Source organism: Delftia sp. CH05 (assembly GCF_009827015.1).
In the GTDB taxonomy this organism is placed as follows: domain Bacteria; phylum Pseudomonadota; class Gammaproteobacteria; order Burkholderiales; family Burkholderiaceae_C; genus Comamonas; species Comamonas tsuruhatensis.
The window spans coordinates 43,657-60,836 of the sequence record NZ_WUMG01000001.1 but is presented as its reverse complement, the minus strand read 5'-3'; the positions used below and the strand labels follow the sequence as shown (position 1 = coordinate 60,836).

Genomic DNA, 17,180 nt, shown 5'->3' with positions numbered 1-17,180 from the left:
GCGCTTTATAAATCCAGCTAAAGACGACACCAGAGAACCCGGCCTCGTTTTTAGCGATGCCGGGTTTTTTCATGTCCTTCATCGCCACACCACAATCCATGCACTTCGACGAGCCGCTGCCGCTGCAGGGCGGCGGCTCGATCCGCGACTACGACCTCGCCTACGAGACCTACGGGCAGCTCAACGCCGACCGCAGCAATGCCGTGCTGGTCTGCCATGCGCTCAACGCTTCCCACCATGTGGCCGGCGTGTACGAGGGCCAGCCCAAGAGCGAGGGCTGGTGGGACAACATGATCGGCCCCGGCAAGCCCGTGGACACGAACCGGTTCTTCGTGATCGGCGTGAACAACCTGGGCTCGTGCTTTGGCTCCACGGGCCCCATGCACACGCATCCGGACACCGGCAGGATCTATGGCGCCGACTTTCCCGTGGTCACCGTGGAGGATTGGGTGGACGCCCAGGCCCGGCTGCTGGACCGGCTGGGCATAGTGCAGCTGGCCGCGGTGCTGGGCGGCAGCCTGGGCGGCATGCAGGCGCTGTCCTGGTCGCTGCGCCATCCGGACCGCATGCGCCATGCCGTGGTCGTGGCCAGCGCGCCCAACCTCAATGCGGAGAACATCGCCTTCAACGAGGTGGCGCGGCGCGCCATCGTCACCGATCCGGATTTCCATGGCGGGCATTTCTACGAGCATGGCGTGGTGCCGGCGCGCGGCCTGCGCATCGCCCGCATGATCGGCCACATCACCTACCTGAGCGACGACGTGATGAACCAGAAGTTCGGCCGCCAGCTGAGGGAGGGCCTGGACCTGAAGTACAGCACGCAGGACGTGGAGTTCCAGATCGAGAGCTACCTGCGCTACCAGGGCGAGAAGTTCAGCAGCTACTTCGACGCCAACACCTACCTCCTGATCACGCGCGCGCTCGACTACTTCGACCCGGCGCGCACGCATGGCGGCGACCTGACCCAGGCGCTGTCGGTGGCCAAGGCCGGCTTTTTGCTGGTCAGCTTCACCACCGACTGGCGCTTCGCGCCCGCACGCAGCCGCGAGATCGTGAAGTCGCTGCTGGAGAACAACCGCGACGTCAGCTATGCCGAGATCGACGCGCCCCACGGCCATGACGCCTTCCTGCTCGACGACCCCCGCTACATGAACGTGATGCGCTCCTACTTCGACGGCATCGCCCAGGAAACCACGACAGCCGCCAAGGAGGCCGCATGACCGAGCTGAACACCATGCAGGCGATTGCGCGCCTGATCCCCAAGGGCTCGCGCGTGCTCGACCTGGGCTGCGGCGATGGCGCCCTGCTGTCGCACCTTCAGCGCGAGCGTGGCTGCACCGGCTACGGCGTGGAGCTGGATGACGCCAACGTGCTGGCCTGCGTGCGCCGGGGCGTGAACGTGCTGCAGCTGAACCTGGAGGACGGCCTGGCCATCTTCCAGGACAACAGCTTCGACGTGGTGCTGCAGATCGATACGCTGCAGCATCTGCGCAATGCCGAGACCATGCTGCAGGAGACGGCGCGCATAGGGCGCGCGGGCATCGTCGCCTTCCCCAACTTCGCGCACTGGCCCAACCGCCTGTCCGTGCTGCGCGGGCGCATGCCGGTGACGCGGCGCCTGCCCTACCAGTGGTATGACACGCCCAATATCCGCGTGGGCACCTACAAGGACTTCGAGGTGCTGGCCACCCGGAACCGGCTGCGCATACTGGACTCCTTCGGCCTGCAGGATGGCCGCAGCGTGCGTACCCTGCCCAATCTCATGGCGGGCACGGCGGTCTTCCATTTCGAGCACGCCTGAGCGCAGGCGGGCCATGCCCGTGTCATCCCCGGCGCGCACAATCGAATGCCCCGAGACCCCGGAGACAGACATGGACAACCTCCCACGCCGCCGCGCGCTGGCCCTGGCCGGCGCGGCCGCCGGCCTGCTGGTGGCCGGCTGCGCCGCACCGCAGGCGCCCGCCCGAAGCGATGCCGCTGCCGACTGGCCGCCCCGGCCCGCGCTGATCGCCCATCGCGGCGCATCGGCGCTGCGGCCAGAGCACACGCTGGAGGCATACCGCGAGGCCATACGCGCGGGCGCCGACTTCATCGAGCCCGACCTGGTCATCACGCGCGATGGCGTGCTGGTGGCGCGGCATGAGAACGCCATCGCCATCCTCGCGGCCGACGGCAGCCTCAAGGAGGCCACCACCAATGTGGCCGACCGCCCCGAGTTCGCGGCGCGCAAGACCACCAAAACCATCGACGGGCAGGCGATCACGGGCTGGTTCGTGGAGGATTTCACGCTGGCCGAGCTGAAGACGCTGCGTGCGCGTGAACGCATCCCGGCGATCCGCCCGGCGAATGTGCAGTTCAATGACCGTTTCGAGGTGCCCACGCTGCAGGAGGTCATCGACCTGGCAAAGGCGGAGAGCGCGCGCACGAACCGCACCATAGGCATCTATCCCGAGACCAAGCACCCGAGCTACTTCCAGTCCATCGGCCTGCCGCTGGAGCCCGTGCTGCTGAAGCTGCTTGCGGACAACGGCTGGAACCATGCGCAGGCGCCAGTCTTCGTGCAGTCCTTCGAGGTGGAAAACCTGCGCTGGATCCGCGCGCGCAGCAGCCTGCGCCTGGTGCAATTGCTGGCGCCCAAGGGCAAGCCCTATGACAGCGTGGCACGCGGCATGGGCCCCGGCTATGCCGACATGGTCACGCCCGCAGGCCTGGCCGAGATTGCGCGCTATGCCAACGGCATCGGGCCGAGCAAGAGCATGGTGATCCCCGTGGTGCAGGGTGCGAATGCCGCGCCCACTGCGCTGGTGGCCGATGCCCATCGCGCGGGGCTGCTGGTCCATCCCTGGACGCTGCGGCCCGAGAACGCCTTCCTTCCCCTGAGCCTGAAATCGCCGCCCGCACAGGACGGCGCCCGGCGTGGCAATGCGCGCGCCGACATGGACGATTTCCTGCGCACGGGCATCGATGGCATCTTCACCGACGACCCGTCGGTGGGGCGAGCCGCCATTGACGCTTTGCTCAAGTCGCGGCCTTGATCGGACGTGCTGCCGTGCGCCGGCCCGCTGCCTGCGCCTGCTCCAGCCACTGCTGGCGGCGTGCGGCATCGGCGCCGAGCACGGGTCCGAAACTGTGTATGCGCACGGGCCGGATGCCGCTGAACTCCAGGATGGCACGGCGCATCTGGTGATGGCCCGGCATGTGCGCCAGCCAGCGGTAATACCAGGGCGGGGAATCCATGCTCACCAGCAGATCGGCGGTGCGGCCGGCCAGCAGCCGGTCCCACAGCATCGAGCCCTTGCGGTACTTGAAGGCGAAGCCCGGCAGAAAGATGCGGTCGATGAAGCCCTTGAGCAAGGCCGGCAGGCCGCCCCACCAGGTCGGATAGACCCAGGCCAGGTGGCTGGCCCACAGGATGTCGGCCTGGGCCTGCTGCAGGTCAGGCTCCAGGGGCTGATCCTGGCGATAGCCGGCGCGCAGCAGCGGGTCGAAGTCCAGTTCGCCCAGGCGCAGCGTGCGCACTTGGGCACCGCTGTCGCGTGCGCCCTGGGCGTAGGCATCGGCCAGGCCGGCGCACAGGCTGCCGGCCGACGGGTGGCCGAGGATGATCAGGATGCGCTGGGGATGATGGGGGTGCGGGGTGCTTGGAAACATGGCGGCCATGTTCGCCTTGCCCCAAGGGGCAGGGTCAAGACCCTGGATCAAGCCATGGCGGTCTCGCAGGCGCGTTCTCTGGAATCCGCCGGCTCCAGGCGGCATTCGAGCAGCTCACGCTCCAGTGCGGCCAGCTGCGTCTGCAGTCCCTGAAGGTGCTGCATCTGCGCCTGCACCTGCTCGCGGCGGCCGCGCAGCAGCCGGGCCAGCGCGTCCCAGCTGTCGGCGTGGTCCAGGCGCTGCAGGCCATGCAGCTCGTCGAGCCGAAAGCCCAGCCCCAGCGCCTGGCGGATGCGCTGCACCAGCACCAGATCCTGCTGTCCATACACGCGGTAGCTGCCTGCCCGCGCCACGGCACCGAGCAGGCCCCGTGATTCATAGAGCCTGACGGCCTTGGGCGAGCAGCCGGCGCGTCGGGCGAGTTCTCCGATATACATGGGGCGTGATCGTAGTCGCTGGCGCCGGGCTCTCATGGTCTGCATGGCGTTGGCGCACAATGACCGGATCGCGGCGCTGGCTTCGCTCGAACGGTGCGCCCATCCCTGACACGAGGACCCACCATGAATGCACGCACTCCTTCACAACTGCTGCAGCCCGCAGCCGCGCTGGACCGGATCAGCCGCTCCTGGGACGAGCGCATCGTCCCGGCGCTGACCGAGTACATCGCCATTCCCGCCAAGTCGCCCATGTTCGCGCCCGACTGGGAGCAACAGGGCCACCTGGAGACCGTGCTGCGCAATGCGGCCGACTGGGTGCAGGCGCAGAAGGTGGCCGGCCTGACGCTGGAGATCGTGCGCCAGCCGGGCCGCACGCCGGTGCTGTTCTTCGAGGTGGAAGGCACGCAGGACAAGGCGGCCTCCAGCCCCACGGTGCTGATGTACGGCCATCTGGACAAGCAGCCCGAGTTCGACGGCTGGCGCAGCGACCTGGGTCCGTGGACGCCCAAGTACGAGAACGGCAAGCTCTATGGCCGTGGCGGCGCCGACGACGGCTATGCGGTCTACGCCAGCATCGCGGCCGTGCAGGAGCTCAAGCGCCAGGGCGTGCCGCACCCGCGCATCCTGGGCCTGATCGAGACCTGCGAGGAAAGCGGCTCGCGCGACCTGCTGCCCTATGTCGATGCCCTGCGTCCGCGCCTGGGCGATGTGGGCCTGGTGATCTGCCTGGACAGCGGCGCCGGCAACTACGACCAGCTGTGGCTGACCACCAGCCTGCGCGGCATGGCCAGCGGCACGCTGAAGGTGGAGATCCTCACCGAGGGCGTGCACTCGGGCGATGCCTCGGGCGTCGTGCCGTCGTCCTTCCGCATCCTGCGCCAGGTGCTGGACCGTCTGGAGGACAGCAAGACCGGGCGCCTGCTGCCCGCCAGCTTCCACTGCGAGGTCCCGGCCGACCGCATGGCCCAGATGCGCGCCACGGCGGCCATCCTCGGCGAGGAGACCTATGCGCGCTTTCCCTGGGCGCACTACGACTGCGGCGGCTCCACGCTGTTTGCCCTGCCCACCACCACCGACCCGGTGCAGGCGCTGGTCAAGCGCACCTGGGAGCCCACGCTGAGTGTCACAGGCGCAGAGGGCCTGCCCGCGCTGCAGGATGCCGGCAACGTGCTGCGGCCCTACACGGCCTTCAAGCTCAGCCTGCGCCTGCCGCCCCTGGTCGATGCCGCCGCCTGCGTGCAGGAGATGAAGGCGCTGCTGGAGGACAACGCGCCCTACCAGGCCCGTGTGACCTGGCAAGGGCTGTCGGGTGCCAGCGGCTGGAATGCGCCAGCCATGGACGGCTGGTTCGAGGACGCGCTCAACGCCGCCAGCCAGGCGCATTTCGGCGCTTCCTGCGGCTACATCGGGCAGGGCGGCACGATTCCGCTGATGAACATGCTCAGCCAGGGCTTTCCCAAGGCCCAGATGATGGTCTGCGGCGTGCTCGGCCCCAAGAGCAACGCCCACGGTCCCAATGAATTCCTGCACGTGCCCTATGCCAAGAAGCTCACGGCCGCCGTGGCCCAGGTGATCGCCGCCATGGCCGGGACGCAGGCAGCTTCCGAAGCCGGTGCCGGCACTGCCGGCGTGGCGTGATGGCAGCGTCTGCCCCCGCACCCGTTCCTGCATCTGCCTCGCAAGGCCAGGTCACGCGCCTTGCGTCCAGCGACGGCGCCGAGCTGTCACTGCGCGACTGGCCCGTGGACGAGGGCCCGGCGCGCGCCACCGTGCTGCTGGTGCACGGCCTGGGCGAGCACATCGGCCGCTATGCGGCGCTGGCCCAGCGGCTCAATGCCTGGGGCTATGCCGTACGCGGCTACGACCAATATGGCCACGGACGCTCGGCAGGGCCGCGCGGTGGCCTGACGGGCGACAACCGGCTTCTGGACGACCTGGCGGCCGTGGTGGATGACACGCGCGCCCGGCAACCGGCCGGCCAGCCGCTGGTGCTGTTGGGCCACAGCCTGGGCGGCCTGGTGGCGGCGCTGTTCGTGGCCCGGGCCATCCGGCCTGTCGATGCGCTGGTGCTGTCCTCGCCAGCCCTCGATGTGGGCCTGTCGCCGATCCAGAAATTGCTCGTTGGCACGCTGCCGCGCCTGCTGCCCGATCTGCGCGTGTCCAACGGCCTGCAGATTCCGTATCTCTCGCATGACGTGGCGGTCTGCGATGCCTACCGCGCCGATCCGCTGTGCCACGACCGCATCAGCGCACGGCTGGCGCGCTTTCTGGCGCAGGGCGGCCCGCAGGTGCTGGCCCGTGCGGGCAGCTGGAGTGTGCCCAGCCTGTTGCTGTGGGCAGGGGACGACAGGCTGGTGGCGCCGGCCGGCAGCCAGGCCTTTTCCGACCGTGCGCCGCCGGCCGTGGTGCAGGCGCAGTGCTTTGACGGCGCCTACCACGAGCTGTTCAACGAAAGCGATGCCTTCGCCGCGCCCGTGTTCGCAAGGCTGCGGCAGTGGCTGGGCCGGTTCAGTCCAGCGTGAGCGCCGCCAGCGCGGCCAAGGGCGCGGTTTCCGCGCGCAGAACGCGTGGACCCAGCGTGACGGGCACGAAACCCTGGGCGCGGGCCAGGGCCTCTTCGGCCGGAGAGAGGCCCCCTTCGGGGCCCGATAGAAAGACCACGGGCGTATCCTCGGCCGTGGCGTCCACGATCTCGCCCAGCGGCCGGGTTCCCTCGCCCAGCGACAGCAGCAGCCGCAGCGTGCCGGGCGGCAGCTGTTTCGCGCCGCCCTCCAGCCAGTCTTGCAGGTCGGTGGGCGCATGCAGCGGCGGCACGCGGTTGCGTGTGCACTGCTCGCAGGCCGACACGGCCACGGCCTGCCAGTGCGCCAGCTTTTTCTCGGCGCGCTCGCCCTTGAGCTTGAGCACGCTGCGCTCGGCCACCAGCGGCGTGATGCTGGCGGCGCCCAGCTCGGCGGCCTTCTCCACCAGCCAGTCCATGCGTTCGTTGGCCGTGATGCCTGCCAGCAGGTGCACGGGGCGCAGCGGTTCGCGTTCCACGGCGTGGTGCGCGCCTATGCGCACGGCCACGTCGCTGCGGCCCATGCGCAGCACGGTGGCCTCGAACTCGCCGCCGCTGAAGCCCTCGCCGGCACGGCCCTGAAAGAGGGTGATGCCGTCGCCGGGCTGCAGGCGCAGCACCTGCACATGGCGGGCCGCGCCGGGCGGCAGTTCGATGTCGTCGCCGCTGTGCAGCGCGATGGGGCAGTGAAAGCGTGGCATGGCGTACCTGTCCTCAAACGCGCCCGTAGGCCCAGCCCACCTGGGGCTGGATGTTCTCGATCTGGTCCACCAGGCGCAGCAGCGGCGTCAGCTCGCGGTAGCGGCTGCAGGTGGCGCGGATGTAGTGGATGAAGCGCGGCGTATCCGCCAGGTAGCGGGGCTTGCCGTCTCGCAGTGTCAGCCGTGCAAAGATGCCGGCCACCTTGAGGTGGCGCTGCAGCCCCATCCATTCCACGCCACGGTAGAACTCGCCGAAATCGTCGCCCCAGCCGCTTTGGCTGCGCGCGCCCACCAATCCCGACTTGCGTGCCTTTTCCCAGTAACGCACGGTAATGTCGATGACAAAGTCCTCTTCCCAACTGATGAAGGCATCGCGCAGCAGGCTGGCGATGTCATAGGTCACCGGGCCGTAGACCGCATCCTGGAAGTCCAGCACGCCCAGCGGGCCGCTGGCGGTCACGGGCTGCATGAGATTGCGCGTCATGAAGTCGCGGTGCACGAAGACGCTGGGTGCCGCCAGGTTGTGGGCCACGATCTGGTCGAAGGCCTTGGCCAGCGTGGCCTGCTGCCTGTCGTCGAGCACGGTCTCGCGGTGGCGCGCGATGTACCAGTCGGGGAACAGTTGCAGTTCGCGGCGCAGCAGGGCGCCGTCATAGGCGGGCAGCACGTCGGGGCGCGAGGCGGTCTGCCAGGCCAGCAGCACCTCCAGCGCCGAGCGGTACCAGGCTTCCGCGTCCTGGGGCTTTTCCGGGTCCAGCGCCTCGATGACGGTGTGGCCGCCCAGGTCGGACAGCAGCATGAAGCCGTGCACGGCGTCCCAGTCCAGGATCTGCGGCACGGCCAGGCCGGCCGAGGCCATCAGCGCCTGCACCTTGGCGAAGGGCGCGCAGTCTTCCTTGTCCGGCGGTGCATCCATGACGATGAGGCTGGCGCCGGCGGCGGTGTCCAGGCGCAGATAGCGGCGAAAGCTGGCATCGGCCGAGGCAGGGCGCAGGGTTTCGGGGCGCAGCGCGTGGCGGGCGGACAGCGGGGCCAGCCAGGCGTCGAAGGCGGCATGGCGGGCGGGGTCGGCCCAGACAACGCCGGCCGTGGGGGTGTTTGGATGGCTCATGGATAATCGCGATTCTACAAACCGCCACCCCGGCGAATGCCCGGCGGTGATGCTAGGCTTGCGCCTTTGTCCACCCGCCGCTGTTGACCACCGTGTACCTCCGACCGCCGCTCCCCGATCCGCTGGCTGCCCGCGCGCCCGCGCGCCCCGCTGTACGCCCGCTGGCCTGGCTTGTGGCTCTCGCATGGGCCGGTGGCTCGACGCTGGCCCAGGCCCAGCCCGCTGCGGCCGATGAAGGCCGGCTGCAGCAGGTGCGCCCGCTGCGCCCCAGCACGCTGATGCAGGAAACCTACCCTGAGGCGGTCCGCTCCCAGCAGCCCGTCTACGTGCGCGGTGACGCGCTCAGCGGCCAGCCGGACATCAATGCGGTGATCGAGGGCAATGCCGAACTGCGCCGCGGCGACACCATGATCCGCGCCGACCGGCTCGAATATCAGGTGCCCGACGACCGCGTCAATGCCTCGGGCGCCGTGCACATCAACCAGGCCGGCAATGTCTACGAAGGCTCGCAGCTGGACCTGCAGGTCGATGCCTTCAAGGGCTTTTTCGACAACGCCGGCTACCGCTTCCTGGCCAACGGGGCCTACGGCAAATCCTCGCGCGTGGACTTCATCGACCGCGACCATGCCGTGGTCCATGACGCGACCTACACCACCTGCCAGCGCGATGACGAAGCCACCTGGCAGCCGGCCTGGATGCTGCGCGCCCGGACCTTGCACATCGACATGGCCGAGGAAGTCGGCGTGGCCGAAGGCGCGGCCCTGCAGTTCAAGGGCGTGACCGTGCTGCCCGTGCCGCGCATGAGCTTTCCGCTGTCGGACAAGCGCAAGTCGGGCCTGCTGCCCCCCACCATGGGCCTGGACAAGCTCAGCGGCATCGAATACACGCAGCCCTACTACTGGAACCTCGCGCCCAACCGCGACATGACCCTGTATCCCTCGGTCATGAGCAAGCGCGGCGTCAACCTGGGCGCCCAGTTCCGCTATCTGGAGCCCACCTATTCGGGCGAGGCCTACGCGGCCTACATGCCGGGCGACCGCCAGCGCGACCGTGACCGCTGGGCCTACTCGCTGCAGCACCGGGGCGTCATCAGCTCGCCCATCGGCGGCCTGGGGTTGAACATGAACCTCAACCGCGTCAGCGACGACAACTACTGGCGTGATTTCCCGCTGGCCGCCCGTTCCTTGCGCGAGCGCCTGCTGCCCAACGACGTGAACCTGTCCTGGGCGCGTGGCGACGGGGTGCTGACCCTGCGCACCCTGTACTGGCAGACCATGCAGGACGCATCGGCGCCCATTGCCCCGCCCTACGGCATGAAGCCGCAGCTGCAATGGCGCTACACGCCGCTGGACCTGCCGCACGGCCTGGACTTCAGCTTCGTGGCCGACACCACGCGCTTCGAGATCGACAAGCCCCTGGCCGGCATGACCTACAACAACGGCCAGCGCAGCTACATGCAGGCGCAGCTGAGCCGTCCCTTCCTGTCGCCGGGCGCCTTCATCACGCCCAGGATCCAGTTGCACACCAGCAACTACCAGGTGGACCGCCTGATGAGCAACGGCAGCCGCAACGCCTCGCGCACGCTGCCCACGGTCAGCGTGGACAGCGGCCTGGTGTTCGAGCGCGACACCACGCTGTTCGGCCGCCAGCTGCTGCAGACCTTCGAGCCGCGCGCCTTCTACACCTACACGCCCTACCGCGACCAGAGCTTTCTGCCGCTGTACGACACGGCGCGCAACGACTTCAACTTCGCGAGCATCTACTCCGAAAACGACTACAACGGCCAGGACCGCATTGCCGACAACCACCTGCTGACCCTGGGCGCGACCACACGCCTGATCGACGGGGCCACGGGCGCGGAGAAGGCGCGTTTCGGCATTGCGCAGCGCGTGCGTTTCTCCGACCAGAAGGTCATCCTGCCGGGCGAGGTGCCTGCCACCAGCCGGCTGTCCGACGTGCTGCTGGGTGCGGCCATCAACTGGACCGATGCCTGGTCCACCGAAGGCACGACCCAGTACAACCGCGACCTGAACCGCCCGGTGCGCACCACCTTCGGCGCGCGCTACAGCCCCAGCTCCTACCGCACGGTGAACGTGGCCTACCGTACCCAGTACGACACCGTGGCACGCACCGATGCCAGCAAGCTGGTCGATGTGGGCTGGCAATGGCCCATCAACGACCTCTGGGGCGACAAGGGCCGTGACCTGGGGGCCGGCCGTGGCCAGGGCGGCGGCCGCTGGTACACGGTGGGCCGGCTGAACTACAGCCTGAAGGACCGCAAGCTCGTCGATACCGTGGTCGGGCTGGAGTACGACGGCTGCTGCTGGATTGGCCGCGTGGTGCTGGAGCGCCTGCAAAGCTCCATCACCCAGTCCAACACCCGGCTGCTGTTCCAGATCGAGTTCGTAGGCTTCTCGCGGCTGAGCCTGGGTGCCGACCCGCAGCGCAGCCTCAAGCAGAATGTGCCGCGCTACCAGTACCTGCGCGAGTCGGTGACGCCGCCCAGCCGCTTCACCAATTACGATTAGAGCCAAGGCTCCAAACACGCTTTTTGCAAGGCATCTCTCCCATGCGTTTTCTTTCCCAGACCCATTGCTGCGCAGCGGCCGCTGTGGCGCTGGCCTTGCTGGCCACCACAGCCCAGGCGCAAGGCCTGCGTGTTCCGGGCCAGTCCAGGGCGCCCCAGGCCGGCGATGCCTCCGTCTCGCGCGCGCTGGACGCCACCAACCAGCCCTTGTCGCGTGATCGCGGCAGCAATGCCGGCGTGCGCTCGGCCGACTACATCGTGGCCGTGGTCAACTCCGAGCCCGTGACCAACAACGAGGTGCGGGCCCGCATGGCGCGCGTGGCGCAAAACATTGCCGAGCAGGGCGGCCAGATGCCGCCCGAGGCGCTGCTGGCCCGCGAGGTGCTGGAGCGGCTGATCGTGGAAAAGGCCCAGCTGCAGGAAGCCAAGGACACGGGCCTGCGCGTGGATGACTACGCCGTGGACCAGGCGCTGACCAATGTGGCGCGGCAAAACGGCCTGGACAAGGCCGGCCTGCAGTCACGCCTGCGGGCCGAGGGCGTGAACGAAAAGCAGTTCCGCGAAGAACTGCGCCGCCAGATCACGCTGCAGCGCCTGCGCGAGCGCGATGTGGACGGCCGCGTGCGCGTGACCGAAGCCGACATCGACCGCTACCTGGCCGAGCAGCGCAGCGGCGGCGCCGACAAGGCGCCGGCGGCCGTGAACCTGGGCCACATCCTGATCGCCGTGCGCGAGGATGCCAGCCCCGCCGAAGTGGCCGAGCGCGAAGCCCGCGCCAAGCAGGCTGCCGAGGCGGCCCGCACGCAAGGCGACTTCCTGGCCGTGGTCAAGGAGTTCTCCGATGTGCCCGACGGCCAGGGCGGCGGCGCCATGGGCATGCGCCCGCTGGACCGCTACCCCGAACTGTTCACCAAGGCCGTGGGCCAGACGCCGCAGGGCGGCATCGTCGGCCCCTTCCGTTCGGGCGCGGGCTTTCACGTGCTCAAGGTGCTGGAGAAGTCGCAGGCCGGCATGCCTTCCGTGGTCACGCAAAACCATGCGCGCCACATCCTGCTGCGCATCGGCGACCAAATGACCGAGGCCGATGCCGCCAAGCGCCTGGCCGACTACAAGCGCCGCGTGGACAGCGGCCAGGCCAGCTTCGAATCGCTGGCCCGCGAGTTCTCGCAGGACGGCAGCGCGCGCAACGGCGGCGATCTGGGCTGGGCCTCGCCCGGCCAGTTCGTGCCCGAGTTCGAGCAGGTGCTCAATGCGCTGCAGCCCGGGCAGGTCAGCGACCCGCTGGTCTCGCGCTTCGGTGTGCACCTGATCCAGCTCATCGAGCGTCGCCAGGCCGCGCTGACGCCGCGCGAGCAGCGCGACATGGTGCGCAACGTGGTGCGCGAGCGCAAGCTCGAAACCGACTACCAGACCTGGCTGCAGGAGCTGCGTGGCCGCGCCTACGTCGAGTACCGCGAGCCCCCGCAATAAGACACCCCCCAAGCAGCCATGGCTGCGGCAGTCCACAATGGAAGGCGGTGCCATGGCGCACCGCCTTGCTTTTTCTATGAAACACATTCCTCGCAAACGCTTCGGCCAGAACTTCCTGACCGATGGCGGCATCATCGACGGCATCGTGCGTGCCATCGATCCCCGGCCGGGCCAGTCCATGGTCGAGATCGGTCCGGGCCTGATGGCCCTGACCCAGCCCCTGGTCGAGCGCCTGGGCCGGCTCACCGTGATCGAACTGGACCGCGACCTGGCCGTGCGCCTGCGCCTGCACGAGCAGCTCGACGTGGTCGAGTCCGACGTGCTCAAGGTGGACTTTCGCGCCATCGCTGCGCGCCTGGGCGTGCCCAAGCTGCGCATTGCGGGCAACCTGCCCTACAACATCTCCAGCCCCATCCTCTTTCACCTGCTCGAGCAGGTGGACGTGGTCGAGGACCAGCACTTCATGCTGCAAAAGGAGGTCATCGACCGCATGGTGGCCTCTCCGGCCACGGCGGCCTATGGGCGGCTGACGGTCATGCTGCAGTGGCGCTATGCGATGGAGAGCGTGCTGTACGTGCCGCCCGAGAGCTTCAATCCGCCGCCCAAGGTGGACAGCGCCGTCGTGCGCATGGTCCCGCGCGAGGCGCCGGCGGCCCTGGACGCGAAGCTGCTGGAGGAGATGGTGCAGGTGGCCTTCAGCCAGCGGCGCAAGATCCTGCGCAACACGCTGGGGCGCTGGCTGGAAGCCAAGGGCTTTGACGGGGAGTTCGACCTGCAGCGCCGCGCCGAGGAAGTGCCGGTGTCCGAGTACGAGGCACTTGCAGCCCGGTTCACGCGCAGCTAGACGCAGGTGGCGCACGGCGCCAGCGCCCACATGGGACGCTGGCGCCGTGCAATCAATGTGCGGCTCTTACAGGAAAGAGTAGAAGCAGCGGAACGGGATCTTGCGCTCGGCCCAGTACTCGGCCGCGTCGCGGAAGCTGTCCAGCAGCTGCTCGCGCACTTCCTTGTCGAACTTGGGCGTGGTCGGGATCTGGTCGAGCACGAGCACAAAGCCCGGCTGCGGGCCGGCCTTGTGGATGGGGTCGGTCAGGCAGTCGTAGAGCGCGTCGAAGTTCTTGCCGAAATGCGCGGGGAAGAAGAACTGCGTGGCCAGCAGCTCCAGGATGTCGGCCTTGGTCTGCGCATGGGCCAGGTTGGCATACAGGAAATGGCACCCCAGCGTCTCGGCCGCCTGTTGCAGATCCTCCACCCTGTAGGCGCGGATGGACTGCACGATGTTGGCGCGCACGTTCCGCAAAGGGGTGTCCGGGATCTTACGAAGTGGTGCATCCATCTCCGTGGCTCTTTCTCTAACGTGGATGTGGCCTGCGGGTACGGGCACGTGGCCTGCGGCGTCCCCGGGCTGTGGATGAAATGCAGACCCCTGCCAGCGCACTGCGTCGGACGCGGAGGGTCGAACTGGCTGCAAAGACTGGGTCGAGGTCATTCGATGATCTTGCGAAAGCTGCTGTAGTGGTCGCTGGTGTAGTAGCAGGCATCGGGCTGCTGGGGCTCTCCGCCGCAGACGATGCGGCGGGCTCCGCGGTCACGCGAGCCGGGCGTGCGCACCGTGTACTCACGGTAGTAGCCGCGCGACTGGCGCGGCAGGATGCGCTCGCGGTTGCCGAACACCGTGCCGTCCTTGTCGTGGGCAAAAGGCCCGCCGCGCAGGATCAGCGTATAGGTGGAACGGCCTTCGCGCGGCAGCTCTGACAGGGTGACGGTGGCCATGGCCACCGTCGAATCCGCGCTCTCGGGCGCCGAGCGGCGCGCATCAGCGAGCGAGGGCGACAGCACAAAGGCGGCCCCGACGATGAGCGCTAGACCGGACTGGTACGCCTTGGCGGCGGCTGCCTTCAGCATCAACTACACCTTTCAGAAATCCAGGGAAGCCCTGAAATCTCGACCCGCTAGTGTGACGGAACACCCCTCAAAATGCAAGTTCTGCCTAAAAAACAGGCAGCTTGACCGAGGAAATGTCTGGGGATTGAACAGTGAGAAGGCAACTCTGCGCCTGAGTTGCCTTCCATTCAATGCAAATGCCGCCCGTTGTCTCAAAAACGTGCGCGGCCAAAACGAGGGACACCGAGCAAGGGCCGCCCCGCAGCGAGGGTGTCGTCCCCCTCCCGCGAAGCGAGAGAGGGCGCCGTGCACACGGGGGAAGCGGCGAAGCCGCTCAGGGGGTGCTTAACGGTTAGCGTTAGCGTCCGCCACCGTCAGCGCCGTCATGTTGACGATGCGGCGCACCGTCGTGCTCGGCGTGAGGATGTGCACGGGGCGGGCGGCGCCCAGCAGCACGGGGCCGATGGCAATGCCGCCGCCAGCGGCCTGCTTGAGCAGGTTGTAGCTGATGTTGGCCGCGTCGATGTTGGGCATGACCAGCAGGTTGGCATTGCCCAGCAGCGTGCTGTTGGGCATGAGCTGGGCGCGGGCCTTGCCGTCCAGGGCCACGTCGCCGTGCATCTCGCCGTCCACTTCCAGCCAGGGGGCCTGCTCGCGCAGCAGCTCCAGGGTCTGGCGCATCTTGACGGCGCTGGGCTGGTTGCTGGAGCCGTAGTTGGAGTGCGACAGCAGGGCGGCCTTGGGCTTGACGCCGAAGCGCATCATTTCCTCGGCGGCCATGATGGTGATCTCGGCCAGCTGCTCGGCCGTGGGGTCGTAGTTGACGTGGGTGTCCACCAGGAAGACCTGGCGGTCGGGCAGCAGCAGGCCGTTCATGCAGGCATAGGTCTGCACGCCGGCGCGGCGGCCGATCACCTGGTCCACGTACTGCAGGTGGTGCGATGTCTGGCCCCAGGTGCCGGTGATCAGGCCGTCCACTTCGCCCTTGTGCAGCAGCATGGAGCCGATCAGGGTCAGGCGGCGGCGCATCTCGATCCTGGCGATGGGCACGGTGATGCCCTTGCGCTCGGTCATGCGGTGGTAGGTCTGCCAGAAGTCGCGGTAGCGCTCGTCGTGCTCGACGTTGACCACGTCGTAGTCCTGGCCCTCCTTCAGGCGCAGGCCGAACTTCTCGATGCGCTGGGCAATGATGGCCGGGCGGCCGATCAGCGTGGGGCGCGCAATGCGCTCGTCCACCACGATCTGCGCGGCGCGCAGGATGCGCTCTTCCTCGCCTTCGGCATAGGCCACGCGCTTCTTGGTGGCCTTCTTGGCCGTGGCGAACAGCGGCTTCATCATCGTGCCCGAGGCGTAGACGAAGGTCTGCAGATGGGCGCGGTAGGCGTCCATGTCCTGGATCGGGCGCTGGGCCACGCCGCATTCGGCGGCAGCCTGGGCCACGGCCGAGGCGATCTTCATCATCAGGCGCGGATCGAAGGGCTTGGGGATCAGGTACTCAGGACCGAAGCTCAGCTGCTCGCCCACGTAGGCTGCCGCCACTTCCTCGCTCTGCTCGGCCTGGGCCAGTTCGGCGATGGCGTGGACGGTGGCGATTTCCATCTCGGTGGTGATGGTGGTCGCGCCGCAGTCCAGCGCACCGCGGAAGATGTACGGGAAACACAGGACGTTGTTGACCTGGTTGGGATAGTCCGAGCGGCCCGTGGCGATGATGGCGTCGCTGCGCACGGCCTTGACGTCTTCGGGAACGATTTCGGGGTTGGGATTGGCCAGCGCGAAGATCACCGGGCGCGCGGCCATCTTGACCACCATGTCCTGCTTGAGCACGCCGCCAGCGGACAGGCCCAGGAAGACGTCGGCGCCTTCGATGACCTGGCCCAGGGTGCGCAGCTCGGTGGCGCGTGCGAACTGGGCCTTGTCCTCGTCCATCAGTTCGGTGCGGCCTTCGTAGACCACGCCGGCCAGGTCGGTGACGAACACGTTCTCCCGGCGCAGGCCGACCTTGAGCAGCAGGTTCAGGCAGGCCAGGGCAGCGGCGCCCGCGCCCGAGGCGACGAGCCGGACCTCCTCGATCTTCTTGCCCGCGACCTTGAGCGCGTTGACCATGGCCGCAGCCACGGTGATGGCCGTGCCGTGCTGGTCATCGTGGAAGACGGGGATCTTCAGGCGGCGGCGCAGTTCGCGCTCCACGAAGAAGCACTCGGGCGCCTTGATGTCTTCCAGGTTGATGGCGCCGAAGGTGGGCTCCAGCGCGGCGATCACGTCGACCAGCTTTTGCGGGTCCTTCTCGTTGATCTCGATGTCGAAGACGTCCACGCCCGCGAACTTCTTGAACAGGACGGCCTTGCCTTCCATCACCGGCTTGGAGGCCAGCGCGCCGATGTCGCCCAGTCCCAGCACGGCCGTGCCGTTGGAGATCACGGCCACCAGGTTGCCGCGCGCCGTGTACTTGAAGGCGGCGGCCGGGTCCTTGACGATCTCTTCGCAGGGCGCTGCCACGCCGGGCGAGTAGGCCAGGGCCAGGTCATGCTGGTTGGCCATGGGCTTGGTCGGCACGATGGTCAGCTTGCCGGGCTTGGGAAACTCGTGGTATTCGAGTGCGGCACGGCGCAGCTGGGCACGTTTATCGGAAGGGGTCGGGGCCGTGTTGTCGGACATCAAGCGTCTCCAGCGAAGGCATGGCCAACGCACGCGCGGATCAGCCCGCGTGCCGTCGGCCGAGGTAGGGGGGAACCGATTGTAGGCCGACAGGCAATAGCCGGGCCCTGCTGTGAAACTGTTGTGATGCCTGGTTGCCCAATGTCCCGCGGCGGCGGCGGTCTTTGCTTGCGCGGCGCCGCAA

The 17,180-nt window shown here is 68.1% G+C and carries 15 protein-coding genes; 8 read left to right on the top strand and 7 right to left on the bottom strand.

What is annotated here, in order from left to right:
* Positions 1 to 71: 71 nt before the first annotated feature.
* The 3 genes from metX to GRX31_RS00245 all read left to right on the top strand — a co-directional run bounded on the left by metX (position 72) and on the right by GRX31_RS00245 (position 3,035).
* Positions 72 to 1,220 carry a homoserine O-succinyltransferase MetX gene (gene metX, locus GRX31_RS00255; RefSeq protein ID WP_047217601.1) on the top strand — a complete coding sequence of 383 codons (1,149 nt, stop codon included), beginning with the start codon at positions 72 to 74 and terminating at the stop codon, positions 1,218 to 1,220.
* Positions 1,217 to 1,801 (top strand): methionine biosynthesis protein MetW, encoded by a 585-nt coding sequence (gene metW, locus GRX31_RS00250; RefSeq protein ID WP_012207840.1) that lies wholly within the window; start codon positions 1,217 to 1,219, stop codon positions 1,799 to 1,801. Before metX ends, metW begins: the two co-directional genes overlap by 4 nt.
* A gap of 70 nt (positions 1,802 to 1,871) precedes the next feature.
* On the top strand, positions 1,872 to 3,035 hold the full coding sequence (locus tag GRX31_RS00245) for a glycerophosphodiester phosphodiesterase (protein ID WP_202396449.1): 1,164 nt from the start codon (positions 1,872 to 1,874) through the stop codon (positions 3,033 to 3,035).
* Here GRX31_RS00245 and GRX31_RS00240 read toward each other — a convergent pair.
* Together GRX31_RS00240 and GRX31_RS00235 are read right to left on the bottom strand one after the other, a co-directional pair.
* On the bottom strand, positions 3,019 to 3,660 hold the full coding sequence (locus GRX31_RS00240) for an NAD(P)H-dependent oxidoreductase (protein ID WP_034365457.1): 642 nt from the start codon (positions 3,658 to 3,660) through the stop codon (positions 3,019 to 3,021). The two genes, GRX31_RS00245 and GRX31_RS00240, sit on opposite strands and share 17 nt — an antisense overlap.
* Before the next feature lie 38 nt (positions 3,661 to 3,698).
* Positions 3,699 to 4,088, bottom strand: coding sequence for a MerR family transcriptional regulator (locus GRX31_RS00235; RefSeq protein WP_016447240.1), 390 nt, complete (start codon positions 4,086 to 4,088; stop codon positions 3,699 to 3,701).
* A gap of 123 nt (positions 4,089 to 4,211) precedes the next feature.
* Here GRX31_RS00235 and GRX31_RS00230 point away from each other — a divergent pair, with 123 nt between their 5' ends.
* Together GRX31_RS00230 and GRX31_RS00225 are read left to right on the top strand one after the other, a co-directional pair.
* A complete protein-coding gene (locus GRX31_RS00230; RefSeq protein ID WP_016447239.1) occupies positions 4,212 to 5,726 on the top strand; it encodes a M20 family metallopeptidase in 1,515 nt (504 codons plus the stop codon).
* Positions 5,726 to 6,610, top strand: a complete 885-nt coding sequence (locus GRX31_RS00225) for an alpha/beta hydrolase (protein WP_047219259.1) — start codon at positions 5,726 to 5,728, stop codon at positions 6,608 to 6,610. The genes GRX31_RS00230 and GRX31_RS00225 overlap by 1 nt, the downstream gene beginning before the upstream one ends.
* Here the strand turns inward: GRX31_RS00225 and GRX31_RS00220 are convergent.
* Together GRX31_RS00220 and GRX31_RS00215 are read right to left on the bottom strand one after the other, a co-directional pair.
* Positions 6,597 to 7,349 carry a 16S rRNA (uracil(1498)-N(3))-methyltransferase gene (locus tag GRX31_RS00220; RefSeq protein ID WP_160850977.1) on the bottom strand — a complete coding sequence of 251 codons (753 nt, stop codon included), beginning with the start codon at positions 7,347 to 7,349 and terminating at the stop codon, positions 6,597 to 6,599. The genes GRX31_RS00225 and GRX31_RS00220 overlap by 14 nt on opposite strands.
* A 13-nt stretch (positions 7,350 to 7,362) precedes the next feature.
* Positions 7,363 to 8,460, bottom strand: a complete 1,098-nt coding sequence (locus tag GRX31_RS00215) for an aminoglycoside phosphotransferase family protein (RefSeq protein WP_074921144.1) — start codon at positions 8,458 to 8,460, stop codon at positions 7,363 to 7,365.
* 92 nt (positions 8,461 to 8,552) lie between these two features.
* On the opposite strand from GRX31_RS00215, the gene GRX31_RS00210 reads away from it, so the two are divergent.
* The 3 genes from GRX31_RS00210 (at position 8,553) to rsmA (ending at position 13,301) form a co-directional block, all read left to right on the top strand.
* Positions 8,553 to 10,988, top strand: coding sequence for an LPS-assembly protein LptD (locus GRX31_RS00210; protein WP_043791605.1), 2,436 nt, complete (start codon positions 8,553 to 8,555; stop codon positions 10,986 to 10,988).
* A 41-nt stretch (positions 10,989 to 11,029) separates the two neighbouring features.
* Complete coding sequence (locus GRX31_RS00205; protein WP_016447234.1) at positions 11,030 to 12,457, top strand: peptidylprolyl isomerase; 1,428 nt, start codon at positions 11,030 to 11,032, stop codon at positions 12,455 to 12,457.
* Between the two features lie 76 nt (positions 12,458 to 12,533).
* Entirely contained in the window at positions 12,534 to 13,301 is a 768-nt protein-coding gene (rsmA, locus tag GRX31_RS00200) for a 16S rRNA (adenine(1518)-N(6)/adenine(1519)-N(6))-dimethyltransferase RsmA (RefSeq protein ID WP_017404994.1), read from the top strand.
* Positions 13,302 to 13,367: 66 nt separating this feature from the next.
* On the opposite strand, the gene GRX31_RS00195 is transcribed toward rsmA, so the two are convergent.
* The 3 genes from GRX31_RS00195 to GRX31_RS00185 all read right to left on the bottom strand — a co-directional run bounded on the left by GRX31_RS00195 (position 13,368) and on the right by GRX31_RS00185 (position 16,996).
* Positions 13,368 to 13,793 carry a barstar family protein gene (locus GRX31_RS00195; protein ID WP_013804792.1) on the bottom strand — a complete coding sequence of 142 codons (426 nt, stop codon included), beginning with the start codon at positions 13,791 to 13,793 and terminating at the stop codon, positions 13,368 to 13,370.
* Between the two features lie 149 nt (positions 13,794 to 13,942).
* On the bottom strand, positions 13,943 to 14,362 hold the full coding sequence (locus tag GRX31_RS00190; protein ID WP_160850975.1) for a ribonuclease domain-containing protein: 420 nt from the start codon (positions 14,360 to 14,362) through the stop codon (positions 13,943 to 13,945).
* Between the two features lie 324 nt (positions 14,363 to 14,686).
* Entirely contained in the window at positions 14,687 to 16,996 is a 2,310-nt protein-coding gene (locus GRX31_RS00185) for an NADP-dependent malic enzyme (protein ID WP_016447231.1), read from the bottom strand.
* Positions 16,997 to 17,180 lie beyond the last annotated feature (184 nt).